The sequence below is a fragment of the Herbiconiux sp. FW305-C-125 genome (assembly GCF_058783455.1).
In genome coordinates this window covers 178,342-195,874 of the sequence record NZ_JBYSYO010000006.1, presented here as the reverse complement: position 1 = coordinate 195,874, position 17,533 = coordinate 178,342, and the positions used below count along the sequence as shown (strand labels likewise).

The following is a 17,533-nucleotide window of genomic DNA, read 5'->3' as shown; positions in this document are numbered from 1 at the left end:
CGACGCCGCACGGCTAGGCCGAGCGCAGGTGCGGGCTGGCGGCGAAGACCTCTCCGAGAGTCGTCGCCGCCGGCTTCGCGCCGCCGTCATAGTCCAGGAGCGCGAGGCTCACCGCGCACGGGAACGTGTCGTGACCGAGCCACACCACGAAGCCGGCACAGGCGGGGAACCGGTCCAGCGACGCTTGAGCGGCCACGGCGAGCATCCGCGCCTGCCGCGTCTGGCTACGGTCGACCCAGGCCGCCAGGTCGGTCGTGTCGTCCCGGTCGAACTCGGTCAGCCACCATCCGGACGAGTGCGTCCAGAGCTGGCGCAGCTCACTCTTCGTCCGGGCATCGGCGAGATCGTAGCGCCGCAGCAGGTCCATCGAGCTGGCTCCGGAGACGCCGACCTCGGAGCGCATGACGGCGTCGTCGGAGGCCCAGTAGGTGCGCCACTGCTCGAACGTGCCGGGAAACTCCCACGGCCCGTGCACGTCGTGGTGGAGACCGAGTCCGAACTCGGACTCATCGGCCCCGAAGCGCGGGCCGAGGGGCGAGGTCGCGACGAATCGGCGCGACGGGTCCGCGGCCGCGAAGGCGTCGGCGGCCGCTTCGAGCGTCGGATGGCTGCGGTCGAGCGGTGGTCCGGTCACGGCCGGCGCGGTGACCGCGGTCAGCTCGTTGCCCCCGCCCCAGAGCACCAGGCAGGGGTGGTGGGCGAGTGCGCGCGCGTAGGAACGGGCGATCTCGGCAAGCTCTCCGGCGAACTCCGGGTCGCTCGGCGGCTCGTTGTCGAGACCGGATGACGACAGCGGTAGTTCCTGCCAGACCAGGAGTCCCAGCTCGTCGCAGATGTCGTAGAACACCTCCCGTTCGCGCCCCGCTCCGCCCCAGACGCGCAGTAGGGTGAAACCGAGCTCGTGGTAGCGCTCGAGGCGCTCGCGGTACTCCTCATCGGTGACATCGGCGTAATCGGGCCGGATCGGAACCCAGTTCACGCCGGCCAGGAAGACCGGTGTGCCGTTGACGACGCAGAGCCACCGCTCCGCATCCGACGGCGCGTCGCGTGTCGCATGCCACTCGATCGAGCGGAAGCCGACCCGGCGGGTGATGGTCTGGCCGTCGGCGAGGCCCACCACCGTGACCGAGTAGAGACCCTGCTCCCCGAGCGGGCGCACGCGCCACGGCCGGGGGTCATCGATCCGGATCTCGAGAACACCATGCCCCTGGCGGCGATGTTCGCCGGCAGGAGTCGCCACGGTCACCTCCGCCTCGACACCGTCGGGCAGCGACACCGAGATCACGCCGTCGACCGCCTCGACCACCGCGTCGTGCACCGAGGCGGTCGTGCGGCGCTCGATCGTGAGGCCCGCGGCGATGCCGGTCTGCACGATCCGCGGCGTCCAGTCCCAGCCGTAGGAGAATCGCGGCTTGAACTCGCGGATGCGCGACGTCCAGCCGTTCTGGCCGAGCCCGTCCGGAACCGTGGTGAAGACGATGGTGACGCGGCCGCCACCCTGGAGCACCGCATCCGTGATGTCGAACTCGTGCGGGGTGAACGTGCCCGCGAACTCGCCGACGATCGATTCGTCCACCAGCACTGTTCCGGCGTAGTCCAGGGAATCGCAGCGAAGGATGAGCCGGCCCCCGTCGATCGAGTCGGCGAGACCGTCGGGCAGCGGGCGCGTGTACGCCCAGTGCCGGTGCTCGAGCCACTCCGTCAGCCGCGACTGCTGCCCGACCATCGGATCGGCGACGAGGCCGGCGGCGAGCAGGGCACCACGCACCGACCCCGGCACGACGGCCGGCACCGGACCCACCTCGGGGGTGCTGACCTTCGCGCGTTCCGGGGTCAGCCCGAGCAGCCAGTCGTTCTGACGCCAGCCGCGGAGTTCCCACGAGCCGGCCAGATCCCAGGTGGTCACGACTCAGCCCGGTAGAAGTACATCTCGCGCTGCCCGGCCGGGGCGTCCCAGCCCTGGGCGAACGCGAGTCGGCCGTCGACGCGGGTCAGTCCGCCCCAGGCCAGCGAGCCGCCGCGATGCAGCGCCCGCTGCTCGAACGGAGCGTCGACACTGAGCAGCGCCTGAGCAGCAGCGAAGTCACCGTTCCGGTCGCTGTAGAAGAAGTCGAGCACGATGTCGCCCGAGTCGTCGTGGCCCGTCACGGCGCAGGCCACCTCGTACAGGCTGCCGTCGAGGGGTGTCAGGTCGAGGTAGGGCTGGGGCGTGAAGGACCAGGACAGCATGTCGTCCGAACGCCCGACGTAGCGCACCCCGTTGCAGCCCTCGGAGAGGTACATCAGGTACTGACCGCCGATCCGCACGGCTTCTCCGTCGGGGTTCCGTACGATCACCGCGCCCTTGGCCCAGAGCTGGGAGATCTCGTACGGCACGACCAGGCCGCGCTTGGTCCAGGTCACCAGGTCGTCGCTGACCGCCAGCTTGATGTCGCAGCCGAGCGTGTCGACAGGGTAGCCGGGGGAGGGATGCCGAAGCTTCTCCTCCGTGCCCCGCACGTCCCAGATGCCGTTGTAGAACAGGAAATAGCGCCCCTCGGCCGAGTAGACCTTCGGGTCTTCGCAACTGAGCAGCTCGTCGTCCTCGGTCGGGTGGATGACCGGATTGCCGGCGTGATCGAGCCACCCGTCGCCGTCGTGCACGGCCAGGCCGATGCGGCTGCCGGTGGATTCCTTGCGCGGCGACGCCCGGTAGAACAGATGCAGCGCGTCGTCCTTGACGATGAAGGACGGGTTGAAGATGGAACTCGACGTCCAGCCGATGCCGGTGGGATCGTTCCACTGCCCCTCGGGCCGGAAGGTGAGAGACTCGTCCTTCGTGAAGGGTCCGATCGCCCAATCCGGTCGTTCGGGATACTCGGCCGAGAACTGATCGGTCGAGATGACGGACGTGAGGGGGTCGCTGAACGTGAGAGCATCCTGGTACGACGCGAGAAGAGCGTCTCGGCTGAGGGGGATCATCGTGGCCTGTTCTGTTGCGGGCGGTCTCCCCGGCGGGGCGCCACTGCCTCCCCGATAGTACGGTGGCAAGATAACGTTGTCTAGCCGATCGCCGGCGCTGCTTGACATTCCCAGCCGGAGACGAAATGCTAGGCGGTATGAGGCGAACAACGTTGTTTCTCGCCGTACCCGACCACGACATCAGGAGAGTGTGAATTGGCAACAACGAAGTTGCGAGCGCGGAAGGCCGCGGTCCGCGGAATCCTCGCCGTTTCGGTCATCGCGACCATGGCAGGTCTCAGTGCCTGCTCCAGCGCATCCGGCGGTTCCGGCGACGGCACGGTGTCCGGTACCCTCCAGGTGCTCACGCCGAGCGCCGATTCGTCCGACAAGGCGTTCGAAGCGCTGAACACCGCGTTCGAGGCGAAATACCCTGACGTCAAGATCGAGTACACGACCGTGCCGACGAACAACTACAGTTCGGCGATGTCGTCCCGGCTCACCGCCGGCAACGTCGACGTCCTCGTCGCCGCTCCGGTGGAGGTGCCGGACTACGCGGCGGATTCGAAGGGCAACGACGCACTGGCTGCGGAGGCGGGCACCTTCCTCGATCTCACCGACGAGCCGTTCATGGCCGAGTACACCCCGAGCGTGGTGGAGTCGTTGCTGTACGACGGCAAGAACTACGTCGTTCCGACCGGGCTCAGCTACTACACCGGCGTCTACTACAACAAGGATCTGTTCGACCGGCTCGGGCTGGCGATCCCCACCACCTGGGATGAGTTCCTGGCGGTGTGCGACGCGCTGAAGGCGGCCGGCGTCTCGCCGCTCGGCATCGGCGGCAAGGACAGCTGGCCCGCCGGTCTCACGATGCTCGCCGCCGTGCAGGGCGGCTACCCGACCGCCGACGAGAAGCTCGACCTCGCCGCGTCGCTCTGGGATGGCACGACCAAGCTCGACGACCCGGCGATGACCGACATCCTCACCAAGGTGCAGACGATGTACGGCTACGCGGAGCCGAACTTCTCGGGCGTCTCGTATTCGCAGATCCCGGGAGAGTTCGCCGCCGGCACGGTCGGGATGACCCCCGACGGCACCTGGAACCAGCCCACCATCGCCGCCGCCGTGGGTGACTCCTTCGACTACGGCTACTTCCCGCTGCCCACCAGCGACGATCCGGCCGACAATGCCACGCTCGGGGGCAAGGTCGAGATCCGCATCGCCGTCGCCAGCTCCACCAAGAACAAGACGGCGGCTCTGGCCTACCTCGACTTCTTCTCCGATCCCACCAACTACGCCGCGTTCGTCGAGCAGGCAGGATTCGCGCCCGCCCAGCCGGACATCCCGAGCAGCCCGTTCCTCGAGTCGATCGCCCCGTACACGTCGACCTTCACTCCCGCGTGGGACATCCTGTGGACACCGAACACGAAGGCCGGCCCCGCCGCGCTCTTCCCGTTCAACTACCCGGGCATCGCACCGCTCGGCACGGCCGACGCGGAAGGGGCCGCCCAGGCATCCCAGAAGGACTGGGCCGCGGGCTTCTGATCCCCCGAGGATGGTCCGGCGTGCGTGGTGGCGCGCCGGACCATCCCCGCGGTTCATCGACACGAAGGATTGAGGATGAGCAACTACTTCCCGTTCGGGCGAAGAACCACGCTCCGCGCCACGTTCAGTGCAGGAATCGCAGTGCTCGTCGCGTTCGCGATCGTGCCCGCCGTCGGTGTGCTGGTGATCTCCTTCACCGACATCCGCGGTCTCCCCTACTTGCCGGTGTCGTGGATCGGGCTCGAGAACTACTTCAACTTCTTCTCCGGCGCCCGGCTCGACTACAACCTCAACGCGCTGCGCAACACCCTGGTCTACGCCTTCGCCACGACGCTCATCTCCACCGTGCTCTCGTTGCTCATCGCCATGCTGCTCAACCAGCGATTGCGGGGCACCACTTTCTATCGCGCTGTGGTGTTCATGCCCACGGTGCTCGGGGTCACGGTCATCGGCCTGATCTGGAGCCTCATCTTCAACCCCTCGGCCGGCCCCGCGGCGAGCCTCTGGGGGCTGTTCGGCGCCGACTCGGCGTTCTTCGGCGATCAGAACCTCGCCCTCGGGCTCGTCATCTTCGTGCAGGTGTGGTCGGGGCTCGGCGTCGCCGTGGTCATCTACCTGGCCGGATTGCAGGCCATCCCCGAAGACCTGTACGAGGTGGCGTCGATCGACGGTGCCACCGCGTTCCAGAAGTTCCGCTACGTCACGGTGCCGATGCTCGCTCCCTCGATCACGGCGAACGTGCTCCTGGCGATCGTGGGCTCGCTGCAGAGCTATCAGCTGGCCTACGTGCTGACCGGGCCGAACAACGCCGCGACGCAACTGCTGTCGCTCGCCATCTTCTCGCAGGGCTTCGGGGGCAGCTCCGCCTCCGGCGCCGCGCAGTCGCAAGGGTATGCGGCCGCGATCTCGATGGTGCAATTCGTCATCGTGGGTGCGGTGTCCCTCGCCGTGCTCGCCTACCTCCGCAAGAGAGAGGACCGCCTGTGAGCACCGCTCCCGCCGCCGTCGTCGTCGCCGGCCGGCCCTCCCGGTTCCGCCGATACCTCACTCCGGGCAGGATCGTGAACTACATCCTGGCCGCCCTCGTGATGCTGTTCTATCTCTTCCCGCTGGCCTTCCTGCTGAACACCGCGCTGAAGAGCAACGCCGGCTTCTTCGCCGATCCGATCGGTGTGGTCACCGATCCGCAATGGGGGAATTTCCTGGACGCGTGGGTGGAGGGAAACTTCGCCGCCTACCTGCTCAACAGCATCGTGTACACCGGCTCGGCGGCGCTCATCGGCACCTTCATATCGCTCGTCATCGGGTTCCCCGTCGCGCGGGGATACGTGCGGCACCCCCGGCTCTGGAACGTCTTCTTCGTGGTGCTGCTGTTCCTGCCGAACGCCATCATCACCCAGTTCCAGCTGCTCCTGCGACTGAACCTGTACAACACCGGCATCGGCTACATCCTCATCATGGCGGCCGCGATCGGCATCGGCCCGCTGCTCATGCGGGGGTACGCGCGCTCGATCCCGTTGGAGCTCGACGAGGCCGCAGCACTGGATGGCGTGGGCTACTTCCGCTACCTGTTCACCTTCGTCGTGCCGCTGGCGCGCCCGGCGCTCGTGACCATCTTCATCCTGCAGGCGATCGGGGTGTGGAACGACATCATCCTGGCCACCATCCTGTTGCCGGATGCGGCCAAGTCCCCGATCACGCTGGGTCTGTACGCCTTCCAGGGCACCTACACGAGCCAGTGGGGGCTGCTCGGCGCAGCGACGATGATCGTGGCTGCGCCCCTCGTCATCGCGTACGTGTTCCTGCAGAAGTACCTCGTGGGCGGCGTGCTCGGCGGGGCGGTGAAGGGATGAGCGCGGTGATCGAGTCCGCGACCGGATCGGTGCGCGCCGTGGTGACGCCCGGCATCGGCTACCACCTGGAGGTCGCCGAGGGCGGCGGCTGGCGCGCGGTGACGCGCCCGGGCCCGTTCGTGGACGGCAGTCACGTCGCTCTCGTGCCGTCGTCGGCGGCGGAACGGTTCGACGACGGATGCGCGACCGTGCAGGTCTCCGGCGTCAGTGCCGCGGGCCCCTGGTCGGGCACCTTGTCCGCCGTCCCCGGCACCGATTGGCTGCACGTCGATCTGCGGCTGGAGTCGGCCGGCACACCGTTGGACGGGGTTGAACCCGAGATCCGTCTCGACCTCGGCACCCTGCCCCCTTACGAGCGGGGCAACCATTTCTGGTTCAAGACCGTGGTCGAGAACCCGCCGCAGTGGAATCACGAGGGGCGGGGCAACGGATTCCCGGCGCTGTCCTATTACGACCCGGCGGCTGCGGCCGAGTACTCGATGTTCTTCGACCTCACCGCCATGTCGTGGATGAGCCGCGAGGCGGGACTCCGCTTCCTCGACTACCACTGCGGCGTCCGTCGACGCGTCGACGCGGACGGCCCTGCCCTCGAGCTCGGCCTGATCACGAGCGGCCGCGCGGGTTCGGCCCTGCCGGCCGGAGTGGTGCGGTTCGCCTGGTACCTCTCCGCCGCTCACCGGCCCGATACGCCCATGCCGCCGACGGAGCAGGAGGCTCTCGTCGCACTGGTGGAGCGCTGCGCCCCGCTCGTGCGCGCATCCGGCGACCACTGGCCGGAACGCGCTCCGAGCTGGAGCGAGCTGGCCGACGGGCTCGCGCTCGACCTGATGAGCGATGAGCACGTCTGGCGGAGCGAGAACGGCCAAGAGCACCTGCTCGCCTATGTCGATGGCCGCTCGGAAGCCTGGACGGCCGCGCTCGCGGCGCGCGGGCAGCAGTTCTCGGGGCAGGGGCCGTGCCTGGACTCGGCCCTGTGGATCCTGCGACCACTGGATGCGGTGCTCGGCCGCTTCCCCGACTCGCCCTGGCGGGTACTCCGGGATCGCGTCGACGCTTTCGCGCGACGGGAACTGCTCGACGGCGGATCCGTCCTGCTCGGCGGCCGCAGCCCGGCACCGCAGGAGATGGGCACCTGGCAGTACGTGTATCTGCTCGCCGACGCCTGGTTCGTCTATTCGGCGCGCGGTGACACCGCGATCACCGACCGCATCCTGGCCGAGGTCGACGCCGTGCTGGTGCCGTTCGCGCACGCCGTGCAATACGTCTTCCCGCTGTCCTACGACAAGTCGACACTGCAGAAGTACGGGCCCGGGTCGAACGTGGGCACGGCCGGCACCTACGCGCTGTTCATGATCGATCTGGCCCGGCGTACCGGCGAGCAGCGTTTCCAGACGGAAGCGGAGCGCGCCCTGCTGGCCCTCGCGAACGTTCCGATCGACGACGCCCTGCAGGAGGTGTTGTTCAGCGCACACGCGCTCGACGCCGCGGATGCCCTGCACGAGCTGACCGGAGACGAACGGTGGCGCGGGCTGCGGAGCTACTTCCGGGCCCAGGGTCTGCGGATGATGTACTGGTACGACGACCGCACCTCCGCACGCACGGCGGGAGTCGATCACCTCGGGATGTTCGAGGCCTGCCTCGGCATCAACTATCCGGCGCTGTTCGAGAACCTCGAGATGGCGGCCCGGCTCGCCGCCGCCCTGCCCTACGACGACGACCCGGCCATGACGTTGCAGGTGCTCGACCACGGCCGGCGGAACAACCTGTCGTTCTACCCGGTCGTCGAGCCCGATGTGTTCGGGCCGATGCCGCTCGCCTTCGTGCCCTACGAGGAGTTGCCGCTGGCGGACGGCACCATCGACGCCGGATTCCTGGGCCAGGAGATCTACGGCTCGGGCTGGACGTTCCGGGCCTGGCTGCTCTGGGAAGGGTATGCGCGCAGCAGCGACCGGGAGATCATGGTGGTCAACACCGACTCCTACCGCGAGTCGGCTGCCGGCGCTGAGCTCGGCTTCTTCCTGTACAACGGCACCGGCGTCGAGCGCACGGCGAGCATCGAGTTCATGGTCGACGTGGTCGGGCTGCAGCTCGACGGGCGCCCGGGGCAGCCGGCCGGCGGGTCGATCGAGATCACCGTGCCCGCGGGCGGGTGGCGCCGGCTGACCGTCACGACGGCGACGCCGCCGGCCCCTGCGCCGTCGAGCGTGCGGTAAGGCCGCTCAGGCGTCGAAGCTGAAGGTGCTGCCGAGCGAGTAGCTCGCGATGGCGTTCTTGATCAGGATCATCGCCCAGAGCCCCTCCGCGGTCGATTCCCCGCCGGCATCGCCCTTGCGGGTGGGAACGCCCCCGACCACGTCGATGCCGTCGAGCATGGCACCGCGCCCCTCGTAGGCGCCCGAGCCCGCGTTGCCGGTGTACAGCGGCTGCAACGCGGAGTTGTTGCCGATGAACCAGGTGGCCACGATCTTCGCGTATCGACGGTAATCGGCCGCCCGGGTCGCCTTGTCCGTCCGGGTGGACTGCTCCCAGGCCGCGGCCAGTTCGAGCAGGCCGCCGACGATCGGCGAGTCCTGGTAGATCGACTGCGAGCTGTTCGTGTGGAAGGAGGCCGCCCATCCGCTGATCGCCGTGATGCGTTCGCGGGTGCGGCTGTAGCCCGCGGTCGTGTCCTTGTAGTGATAGGCCTGCTCACCGTAATAGCTGTCCGCCGAGTAGGTGATGATGTCGAGGAAGCCGTCAAGGGCCGCCGCCGACTGACCGAGGTCCCGCTTCAGGCGGTACGCCTTGCTGAGCGCGTAGATCTGGTGCTGGCCCCAAGCCTGCCACTCACCGGCGACCGCGTCGTCGATGAAGATGCCGTCACGCCAGTCGCTCGAGCGGAACTGCTTGGCGACGACGCGATTGATCCCTTGGTCGATCTTCGCGTAGACGGTCGCCTTCATCGCAGGGTCGCTCAGCACACGATAGGTCTCGACGTAGCCGATCACGAAGATGCTCGCGAGCCGGTTGTCGAGCGTGCCGAGGTCGTACTGCGTCACGTTCCCGAGCACCCGGTCGAGGTGGTTGCGGAGGAAGGCGACGAAGACGTTCTCGTCCGCGGTCAGCGGGGTGACGGATGCGCGCTTCTGCATCATCTGCAGACCGAGCGCGAGTGCCCAGAGCAGGCGGGCGTCGTCGCCGCCCAGGTTGTGCGTGCTCGTCGTCCAGTCCTTCTTGATGCCGGCCAGGCTCCCGGTGGGCCCACCGGTCGCGCCGCTGTACAGCGGGCCGGTGTAGACGGGGGCGATGTCGGCGCCCGAGGTCGATTGGAGGTCGTCCATCGCCACCGTGTACGGCTGGTGGGCCATGAACGGATCCGCCCTCACGGGAGCCCCGCCGCTCGTGATGATGTGGGTGGGGTCGGCCGCGAAATCCGACCATGTCGCCTTGGAGCCGCCCGCGCCGAGCGGTGGATACTGCGTTCGGCGCACGAACTCGCAGCGGTACATGTAGTGCTTGTTCTGCGACTGCATCGGGTCCCAGGCGTACAGTGCCGGCGCATCCAGCCAGGCGAAGTTGTAGACCTTACCTTCCATCGTCGTCATGTAGCAGAGGAAGGTCAGGATGGCCCCCGCGGTCGTGTACGACGCGGCGGTGCCGTTCAGCAGGTAGTCGGTGGCGAGTGCGACGGCCGTACGTGCCGAGTCGTCGACGCAGGTCGCGCCCTCCGCGAGATCCTGATACGGGTTCCAGCCGTTCGCCTGCCAGCCGCCGGACCTCTCGGTGGCGTAGAGCACGATGGTCTTCATCGGCCAGCTGTTCACCGCGGCGAAGCCGCCCGCGCCGAGGACGGCGTCGTAGTAGCTGGTCGACGGCCAGGTGACGCCGTGCTGATCGGTGCGCTGACCCGCCCCGGTGCCCGAGCCGTAGGTGAAGCCGGAGACGGTCGACCCGCTCAGTGTGTGCACCGACTGCAGCTGCCAGTTCAGGTGATCGAACCGGAGGGGGAAGGCGTCGAAGTCCACCGTGCGGGTCGCGGCCTGAGCGGCGAGCGGCTGCCCGAATGCGCCCCGGCCGATCGCCGCGAGTGACGCCGCTGCGACCGCCCCTCCGAGAAACGTCCTTCTGCGCATCCTGCGGCTCCTTCGCCTCGGTCAAACAACGTTGTTTCACCTAATCAAACGCATCAGCCGCGAAATGTCAACCAGATCGGGGTTACGGGCGCTCGGAACCGCGCAGCTCGAGGCGGGTGGGCAGGATGCGCGTGCGGGGTTCCCCGCCCTCGCCGGCCAGACGCTCGAAGACGATCTGGGCGGCGAGGCGGCCCATCTCGGGGATGTCCTGGCTCACCACCGACACCGCGGGCACGCCCAGCTGGGCGGCCTCGAAATCGTCGAACCCGATGAGGGGGACCCTGCCCTCGGTGCCGAAAGCGAGCAGCGCGCCGACCGAGGATCGGTTGTTGGCCGCGAAGACGGCGTCGGCGCGCCCGTCCCGGAGCAGTTCGGTCACCAGCGCGGCGGCCTGCTCGCTCGAATGGGCCGTGGTCGCAACGATGGTCTCGTCCACTGCGATCCCGGCCTCCGCGAGGGCCTCGAGGTAGCCCCGGTGGCGCTCGTGCATCGTGTAGATGGAGAGGTCGTCGCCGACGAACGCCACCCGCCGGGCGCCGTTGCGGAGGAGTTCGGCCACCGCGCTCCGCGCCCCGCCCGTGTTGTCTGCCAGGATGACGTCGGCGGCCGCGAAGTCGACCGGCCGGTCGAGGAACACCAGCGGCGGAATCGGCGGCCGCACGCTGCTCCAGTCCCGCCCGGCGTCGCGAGGCGGCACCACGATGAGGGCGTCGATGCGCTGCTCCATCAACCGGTCGACGAGCCGGTCGTGCTGTTCGCCGTTCTCGTCGGAGCTCGCACTGATGACCAGGTAGCCGCGCTCGCGGGCGTAGCTCTCGATCGCTCGCGTCAGCACGGAGTAGTAGGGGTTGGCGAGGTCGCTGATGATCAGCCCGAGGGTCTTGCTGGTCCAGCCGGGCCGGATGCTCGCGGCGGCGAGGTTGCGGCGGTAGCCGAGTGTCGTGATGGCGTCGGCGATGCGGGCGGCCATGGCGGGGTTGATGTTCGTCTCGCCGTTGACGAAGCGCGACACGGTCTTGAGCGCGACTCCCGCCTCACGAGCGACGTCGTTCATCGTGGGTGTGGCCATCGTTGTTCCTCCGCGCCAAGTCTGGCACGCGGCGGCTCGGGCGAGCGTTAGGTCGCTGTATCGTGCATGGCAGCATATGCTGCATTGCAGGGTAACGGATGTCGGAGCGCAACTCCGCAAGGGAGTTGTCGAATACTGCGTGCTCGGCATCCTGCGCCGCGCCCCGTCCCAGGCGACACCCAGCACGTCCCGCGACAGGGTTGAATGGGAGGGATGAGAACTGTCGCCGCCTACGCCGCCCCCTCCGCCACCGAGCCTCTGGTCCGCACCACCATCGAGCGCCGCGAGCCCGGCCCGAAGGACGTGCTGATCGAGATCGCGTACGCGGGCATCTGCCACTCCGACATCCACACCGTTCGAGGGGAGTGGGGTGCCCAGCAGTACCCGCTCACCGTGGGTCACGAGATCGTCGGTGTGGTCGCCGAGGTGGGCTCCGAAGTCACCCGGCACCGCGTGGGCGACCGCGTGGGCGTGGGCTGCATGGTGAACTCCTGCCGAGAGTGCGCGAACTGCCTCGCCGGGGTGGAGCAGTACTGCCTGAAGGGCAACACCGGCACCTACGCGTCGGTCGACCGCGACGGCACCATCACCCAGGGCGGCTACTCCACCCACATCGTCGTCGACGAGGACTTCGTGCTGCGCGTGCCCGAGAGTCTGCCGTACGAGTCGGTCGCGCCGCTGCTGTGCGCCGGCATCACGACCTACTCGCCGCTGGCGCACTGGAAGGCGGGCCCCGGCACCAAGGTCGCCGTCGTCGGCCTCGGCGGTCTCGGCCACATGGCGGTGAAGATCGCGCACGCCATGGGTGCCGAAGTGACGGTGCTCTCGCAGACCCTCGCCAAGCGGGACGACGGCCTGCGCCTCGGCGCCGACTACTACTTCGCCACCGGCGATCCGGCCACCTTCGAGACCCTGGCGAACTCCTTCGACCTCATCGTCAACACCGTGAGCGCCGAACTCGACCTCGAGGCCTACCTCCGGTTGCTCGCCCTCGACGGCACGATGGTGAACGTCGGCGCACCGCCCGAGGCGTTGCCGATCCAGGTGTTCACGCTGTTCGCCAACCGTCGTTCGTTCGCCGGATCGACCATCGGGGGCATCCGCGAGACCCAGGAGATGCTCGACTTCTGCGCCGAGCACGGCATCGTGCCCGACATCGAGCTGATCGCCGCCGCTGACATCAACGAGGCCTACGAGCGCGTGCTCCGGTCGGATGTGCGGTACCGCTTCGTGATCGACATCGCCACGCTGGCGTAGGCTGCCCGGCAGGGCGCGTCAGGCCCAGTCGCGCGCGGCGCGCTCCGCCCAGTACTGCTGGGGCGGGAGCGCCAGGCTCGCGAGGCGTTCATCGCTCACCCGGGGTGCTTTCGCGGTGGCGTTCTGGCGCAACTGCTTGCGCGTGACCGCGCCCGAGAGCACGATGTCGGCCCACGGATGCGCCACCGCCGCGCCGATGGCGAGGCCCTCCAGCGGCTGGCCGTCCTGCGCGGCGAGGGCCGCGGCGGCGGCTTCGGGCGCGACTGCTCCGGCGATGGCCGCTGCCTCCCCGGTGAGCCGGCCGTTGGCGAGCACCTCCTTCACCACCACAAGCCACCGCGCGTCGTTGGCGCGTTCGAGCGCGGCTGCGGCGGAGGGTTCGAGCAGGTTCCAGGTGCACTGCACGGCCGAGAAGGGCGAATCAGGGAGGTCGAGCATCCGTTCGATCACCGTGGCCTGCTGCGGTCCGCTGGTCGAGAAGCCCACGCGCACCCCGCTCGCCGCGAGCTCACGGAGGCGGTCGAGCAGCGCGCGGTCACCGAACACCGGGTTCTCGGGCGTCAGCGAGTGCACGAGGTATACGTCCGGGGCGGTGCCGAGTGCGGCGAGCGACTCGGGCCATTGACGCTCGAACATCGCGAGGCTGTGCTCTTTGCGTTCGTGCGTCGGCGCATCCAGCCGCCAGTCGCCGACGTAGTCGTAGCCCCACTTCGACCCGATGGTCAGCTCGTCGCGCCGACCCGGATGCTCGGCGAGCCACGACCCGAGGAACTCCTCGGCCAGGCCGTACGAGCGTGCCGCATCGACGTACCGGATGCCCAGCCACCATGCCGCCTCGAGCAGCGCGTGCGCACGCTCCCGCAACGCGTCGACGCTGCGCTCGGAACCTGCGCCGAGATCGCGCTCACGCCCCGAGGTGATGTAGGCGGGCCGGCCGACGGCGGCGAGGCCGAGGCCGAGCCTCGAGGCGATGCCCTCGCCCTCGTCCGCGTCGTCGGTCATCTCTCGACTGTAGCCCGGTGGCTCAGCTCTGGGCGGGGAGCTTCTTCACCGAGTCGAAGAGGAACTTGTAGCTGAAGCCCGCGATCAGCGCGCCCACGATGGGGAAGACGATGAACACCCAGAGCTGGGCCAGCCAGTCGCCGCCGCCGTAGATGGCCGTCGCGAGCGAGCGCGCCGGGTTGAGCGAGGCGTTGTCGATCGGGATGGTGACGAGCAGCATGATCGTGAGCGTGAAGCCGATGGCGATCGGCGCGAACCCGTGGACCGCGCGGGTGTGGGTGACGCTGAGGATGACCAGCAGGAACAGGAAGGTCGCGATGATCTCGGCGGCGATGGCCGAGCCGATGCCGAAACCGCCGGGGGAGAGTTCACCGAAGCCGTTCGAGACGAATCCGCCGGCCACCGCCTTGTCGAGGAAGCCGTCGGGGCCGCCCGAGGCGAGCGCGAACACCGCCGTCGCGCCGAGGAAACCGCCCACGAGCTGCGCCACGATGTACCCGAGCGTGTCCTTCCAGGCGAAGCGGCCAGCGGCGGCCAGGCCGAGCGTGACGGCCGGGTTGAAGTGACCGCCGGAGAGCGGGCCGAAGGCGTAGGCGCCGATCATGACGGTGAGCCCGAGGGTGAGCGCCACTCCGAGGAAGCCGATGCCGAGCGGGTTGGTCTCGCCGCCGAACACGGCCGAGAAGGTCGCCGCGCCGACGAGCGCGAACACGAGCAGGAAGGTGCCCGCCAGTTCGGCGATGAGTTTCGCGGCGAGCGACGGCTCAGCGGGTTCGGGGGCAGCGGGATACGACATGGTTCCATCCGATCGTCGACGGGGAGAAGAGGGATGGCCTCGGCCATCCGGCGCGGCAGACGGCGGCGCGACCACCCAACACTACCGGCTGAGTGTTTGCTGTGGATGCCGCACCCGACGTGTGTCGCCGGATGCCGTCAGTGCCCGGGCCCGGCGTGGATCTCCTCGAGCGTGGTGCCCAGCGCGGCCGCGCTTTCGCGGTACTTCGCGAGGAGCCGGTGGCGAGTCGGTCGATCAAGCGCAGCCAGGCGCGCCGGCTGCGTGTTGTGCCGGATGTCGGCGCACTTCACCCGAACGGCCCGCCCGCCGCGGGCGGCGATCCGGTCGAGGTAATCCCGCCGCGGCTCGCCTGCCCGATGTGTCAGCGCCACGACGTCGTCGAGCACGCCGGCCCCGAACGCCTCGGCGATGAGACCCGGTGGGCAGTCCGTGTCTTCGAGGACGTCGTGCAGAACGGCCACGATCCGATCGCCGTCGTCGTCGAGGAACGCGGCGACCGCGAGCGGATGCTCGATGTAGGGTCGGCCCGCCTTGTCCCGTTGATCCTCGTGAAAGTGACGCGCAACAGACACCGCGCGCTCGAATGCCGTGCCGGCCTCGTCATCCATCGGCTGTCCTCCCACCCACAATCATACCTGAGGTATAGTCAGCTTCATGACGACTCCGAGCGGTGCTTATTGGATGCGGGTCGACATCGAGGGGGGCTACATCGAGTACTTGCTCGGCCCGGATCTCGTCGATGTCGAGCAGATCGTCGACGTCAGCGCGGTGATCGTGCTCGACGACGGCCGCTCGTGGCAGGTTCGCGTGGCCACCGCCGAGGCGGTCCATCGACTGGTCGCGACCTGGCGAGAGGGGGCCGGTCCGGTCGATGTCATGTCGTTCACGAACCTCTTCGTGGTGCGTGACATGGGGTTCGAGGCGATGACGGCCGCGATCGTGACGGCCGTCCCGCACCTGTGACGCCCCGCTCGGTCGGCGCGAGCAGGCCGCTCAGCGGCCGAGCGCCACCACGACGAGGGTCGCCGTTCCCCCCACGAGCACGGCCCCGCTCACGATCTGCACCACCCGGTTGCCCGCGATCCGCTCCCACGGCGACTGGAGTTCTGGCCGGTGGAAGCGTCCGCGCTTGGACGCCTTCGCCGCCGCGACGCGCTTCGCCGGACGGGGGGCTCGGCCCGGCTCGGGTGCCTTCGGCGCCTTGGGCTCGCGGCGCGGTCGCGAGCCGTCGCGTGCCGCGCCCGCCGAAACGGCCGCCGCGGGCTCGGAGCGGGCGGTCGTGACATCGAGCTCCCACAACAGGTCGTCGAGTGTGGGTTCATCGGTCTCGGCGTCGGTCGGCTGTCGCATCGTATCCTCGTTCACGTCGTCTGCTGTGTGGTGCCTGTCCTGTGTCGTTCGTCGAGGGTAGGCGAACGGATGGCTTTCTGCGATGGGGACCACTCCCCATCCGGGGGTCGCAAACGGCTGACGATACGGGCCTGCGCGGCGTGGGCGCTTCCAATGTCGGTGGTGCGGCGCACAATGGGCCACATGGAGAACACAGAGATCTGCGAGCGGTGTGAGGGCTCGGGCGCCGACCCGATGCAGGCCTTCTTCGACGACGTGGTGGGGCTGTGCATCGAGTGCCGGGGCGACGGCGTGGTGGTGCGCATCGACATCATCGAGCACGAGGAGTTGCTGCTCCTGTCCGCCTGACCCCGCCCGTGCCGCGGTGTCCACATGAAACGAAGAGGTAACGAATTGCGCAAGGGGGTGCGCAAACCCCCCGAACGCGGGACGATTCTCAGAGGAGGATTGGGATGGGCCGACACTACCGCCGTAGCGTGGCCATCCAGCCTGCCGCAGTCGCCGATCTGAATTCGAGCGATCCCTACGCCGCGTATCTCGGCTGGATCGAAAGCGGCCGTCCCGCCTCGAGTGACGGCGGTGCCGCGATTACCCGCCCCGAGGCCACGACCGTGCTGCTCACCGAGCACGTGCAGGTGCAAGAACTCGCGCCGGCGGCCGCCCTCGGCGGCGCGCCGCTGCCGGAGCTCACGAGCGGCCTGTTCGGCGCCGCCATCACGAAGCCCTCGCCCTGGCAGCGGCTCATCGGCGCCTTCCGCCGCTGAGACGCAGGCCGATGCGCCCGCCGAGACGCCGCTGACACGCGAAAGCCCCGCCGCCCCCCACACGCGGAGGGTTCGACGGGGCGGGCACATCGCGTGCCGACGGGTGCGAACCGACTACTGCACCCCGAGACTGAAGTGCACTGAGCCGTTCTCGTCGACCTGCGCGTCGAGCACCTTGTCGCTCAGCGCGTCGGCGGCACCCGGCTCGAGGTAGACGCGCGCGCCTGAACTCTCCACGACCTGATCGGCCGGCTGCGGCTGCGGCGCGACCGACACCTCGAAATTGTTGCTCTCGGCGGTCGCGATGCGCAGGCCGCCTGCGGCGACCGTCCCGGCGTCGCCTGAGGCTGCGAGGGTGCGGTCGGCGAGGTTCTTCACAACGACGCCGGCGTTCTCGGTGAGGGTGAGCATGGGCTCTCCTTTCGTTGGAGTTCCCCACCCTGCTCGCTCTCGCGGCACCGATCAACCCCGATTCAGGTGCCTTTGCGGTTCTTCACACGTCACACGGAACTGGCCGGATGCGCGCCCTCCACGCCGATCAGCCGCCACACCGCGCGGGTCAGTCCCGGATGCTCGAGCGCGATCTGGCGCAGGACCCGGTAGTCGCGCGCCGACCCCGGCAGCCGCCCACCGTTCTCGTTGATGTTGTCGGCCCGCAGCAGGTAGACGACGAGTTCGTCGACGGTCGGCAGCTCCTCCATGAACTCCCACGGGTCTTCGCCGGCGAGCAGCCGCTCGTGCACGATGGTGGCCAGCTCGTCGGCCGCCTCGGCGCGCAGCACCTCGAGGCTGGCTCGCCCCCGCGGCAGGTGCTCGTTCGTGCTCACCATTCGAGCCTAGGCACG

The 17,533-nt window shown here is 68.8% G+C and carries 18 protein-coding genes; 8 read left to right on the top strand and 10 right to left on the bottom strand.

The window, feature by feature from the left end; translation table 11 throughout:
- Positions 1-13: 13 nt before the first annotated feature.
- Positions 14-1,906 carry a glycosyl hydrolase 2 galactose-binding domain-containing protein gene (locus AC3WLB_RS16190; RefSeq protein ID WP_492507698.1) on the bottom strand — a complete coding sequence of 631 codons (1,893 nt, stop codon included), beginning with the start codon at positions 1,904-1,906 and terminating at the stop codon, positions 14-16.
- Positions 1,903-2,961, bottom strand: coding sequence for a glycoside hydrolase family 130 protein (locus AC3WLB_RS16185; RefSeq protein ID WP_492507696.1), 1,059 nt, complete (start codon positions 2,959-2,961; stop codon positions 1,903-1,905). The genes AC3WLB_RS16190 and AC3WLB_RS16185 overlap by 4 nt, the downstream gene beginning before the upstream one ends.
- A gap of 267 nt (positions 2,962-3,228) precedes the next feature.
- Between AC3WLB_RS16185 and AC3WLB_RS16180 the strand changes: the two genes are divergently transcribed.
- From AC3WLB_RS16180 to AC3WLB_RS16165, 4 genes are all read left to right on the top strand, one after another.
- Positions 3,229-4,485 (top strand): ABC transporter substrate-binding protein, encoded by a 1,257-nt coding sequence (locus AC3WLB_RS16180; protein ID WP_492507694.1) that lies wholly within the window; start codon positions 3,229-3,231, stop codon positions 4,483-4,485.
- Between the two features lie 75 nt (positions 4,486-4,560).
- Complete coding sequence (locus AC3WLB_RS16175) at positions 4,561-5,472, top strand: carbohydrate ABC transporter permease (RefSeq protein WP_492507692.1); 912 nt, start codon at positions 4,561-4,563, stop codon at positions 5,470-5,472.
- Entirely contained in the window at positions 5,469-6,338 is an 870-nt protein-coding gene (locus AC3WLB_RS16170) for a carbohydrate ABC transporter permease (protein WP_492507690.1), read from the top strand. Before AC3WLB_RS16175 ends, AC3WLB_RS16170 begins: the two co-directional genes overlap by 4 nt.
- A gap of 5 nt (positions 6,339-6,343) precedes the next feature.
- Positions 6,344-8,551: a hypothetical protein gene (locus tag AC3WLB_RS16165; protein ID WP_492507688.1), complete on the top strand. Its 2,208-nt coding sequence runs from the start codon at positions 6,344-6,346 to the stop codon at positions 8,549-8,551.
- A gap of 6 nt (positions 8,552-8,557) precedes the next feature.
- On the opposite strand, the gene AC3WLB_RS16160 is transcribed toward AC3WLB_RS16165, so the two are convergent.
- Positions 8,558-10,450: a hypothetical protein gene (locus AC3WLB_RS16160; RefSeq protein WP_492507686.1), complete on the bottom strand. Its 1,893-nt coding sequence runs from the start codon at positions 10,448-10,450 to the stop codon at positions 8,558-8,560.
- Positions 10,451-10,532: 82 nt separating this feature from the next.
- Positions 10,533-11,519, bottom strand: coding sequence for a LacI family DNA-binding transcriptional regulator (locus AC3WLB_RS16155; RefSeq protein WP_492507684.1), 987 nt, complete (start codon positions 11,517-11,519; stop codon positions 10,533-10,535).
- Positions 11,520-11,732: 213 nt separating this feature from the next.
- Here AC3WLB_RS16155 and AC3WLB_RS16150 point away from each other — a divergent pair, with 213 nt between their 5' ends.
- Positions 11,733-12,776 carry an NAD(P)-dependent alcohol dehydrogenase gene (locus AC3WLB_RS16150; protein WP_492507682.1) on the top strand — a complete coding sequence of 348 codons (1,044 nt, stop codon included), beginning with the start codon at positions 11,733-11,735 and terminating at the stop codon, positions 12,774-12,776.
- An 18-nt stretch (positions 12,777-12,794) separates the two neighbouring features.
- Here the strand turns inward: AC3WLB_RS16150 and AC3WLB_RS16145 are convergent, their stop codons facing one another.
- The 3 genes from AC3WLB_RS16145 to AC3WLB_RS16135 all read right to left on the bottom strand — a co-directional run bounded on the left by AC3WLB_RS16145 (position 12,795) and on the right by AC3WLB_RS16135 (position 15,182).
- Positions 12,795-13,778, bottom strand: a complete 984-nt coding sequence (locus AC3WLB_RS16145; RefSeq protein ID WP_492507680.1) for an aldo/keto reductase — start codon at positions 13,776-13,778, stop codon at positions 12,795-12,797.
- A gap of 22 nt (positions 13,779-13,800) precedes the next feature.
- Positions 13,801-14,574 (bottom strand): aquaporin, encoded by a 774-nt coding sequence (locus tag AC3WLB_RS16140; protein ID WP_022896216.1) that lies wholly within the window; start codon positions 14,572-14,574, stop codon positions 13,801-13,803.
- 137 nt (positions 14,575-14,711) lie between these two features.
- Positions 14,712-15,182: an HD domain-containing protein gene (locus AC3WLB_RS16135; protein WP_492507678.1), complete on the bottom strand. Its 471-nt coding sequence runs from the start codon at positions 15,180-15,182 to the stop codon at positions 14,712-14,714.
- Positions 15,183-15,228: 46 nt separating this feature from the next.
- Between AC3WLB_RS16135 and AC3WLB_RS16130 the strand changes: the two genes are divergently transcribed.
- Positions 15,229-15,537 carry a hypothetical protein gene (locus tag AC3WLB_RS16130; RefSeq protein WP_492507676.1) on the top strand — a complete coding sequence of 103 codons (309 nt, stop codon included), beginning with the start codon at positions 15,229-15,231 and terminating at the stop codon, positions 15,535-15,537.
- A gap of 30 nt (positions 15,538-15,567) precedes the next feature.
- Here AC3WLB_RS16130 and AC3WLB_RS16125 read toward each other — a convergent pair whose 3' ends face one another.
- A complete protein-coding gene (locus AC3WLB_RS16125) occupies positions 15,568-15,924 on the bottom strand; it encodes a hypothetical protein (protein WP_492507674.1) in 357 nt (118 codons plus the stop codon).
- Positions 15,925-16,107: 183 nt separating this feature from the next.
- Between AC3WLB_RS16125 and AC3WLB_RS16120 the strand changes: the two genes are divergently transcribed.
- On the top strand, positions 16,108-16,272 hold the full coding sequence (locus AC3WLB_RS16120; RefSeq protein ID WP_492507672.1) for a hypothetical protein: 165 nt from the start codon (positions 16,108-16,110) through the stop codon (positions 16,270-16,272).
- A gap of 128 nt (positions 16,273-16,400) precedes the next feature.
- Entirely contained in the window at positions 16,401-16,688 is a 288-nt protein-coding gene (locus AC3WLB_RS16115) for a hypothetical protein (protein ID WP_492507670.1), read from the top strand.
- Between the two features lie 114 nt (positions 16,689-16,802).
- On the opposite strand, the gene AC3WLB_RS16110 is transcribed toward AC3WLB_RS16115, so the two are convergent.
- Together AC3WLB_RS16110 and AC3WLB_RS16105 are read right to left on the bottom strand one after the other, a co-directional pair.
- Positions 16,803-17,099, bottom strand: coding sequence for a Fe-S cluster assembly protein HesB (locus tag AC3WLB_RS16110; protein WP_492507668.1), 297 nt, complete (start codon positions 17,097-17,099; stop codon positions 16,803-16,805).
- 89 nt (positions 17,100-17,188) lie between these two features.
- Positions 17,189-17,518 (bottom strand): hypothetical protein, encoded by a 330-nt coding sequence (locus AC3WLB_RS16105; RefSeq protein WP_022896209.1) that lies wholly within the window; start codon positions 17,516-17,518, stop codon positions 17,189-17,191.
- Between the last annotated feature and the right edge of the window lie 15 nt (positions 17,519-17,533).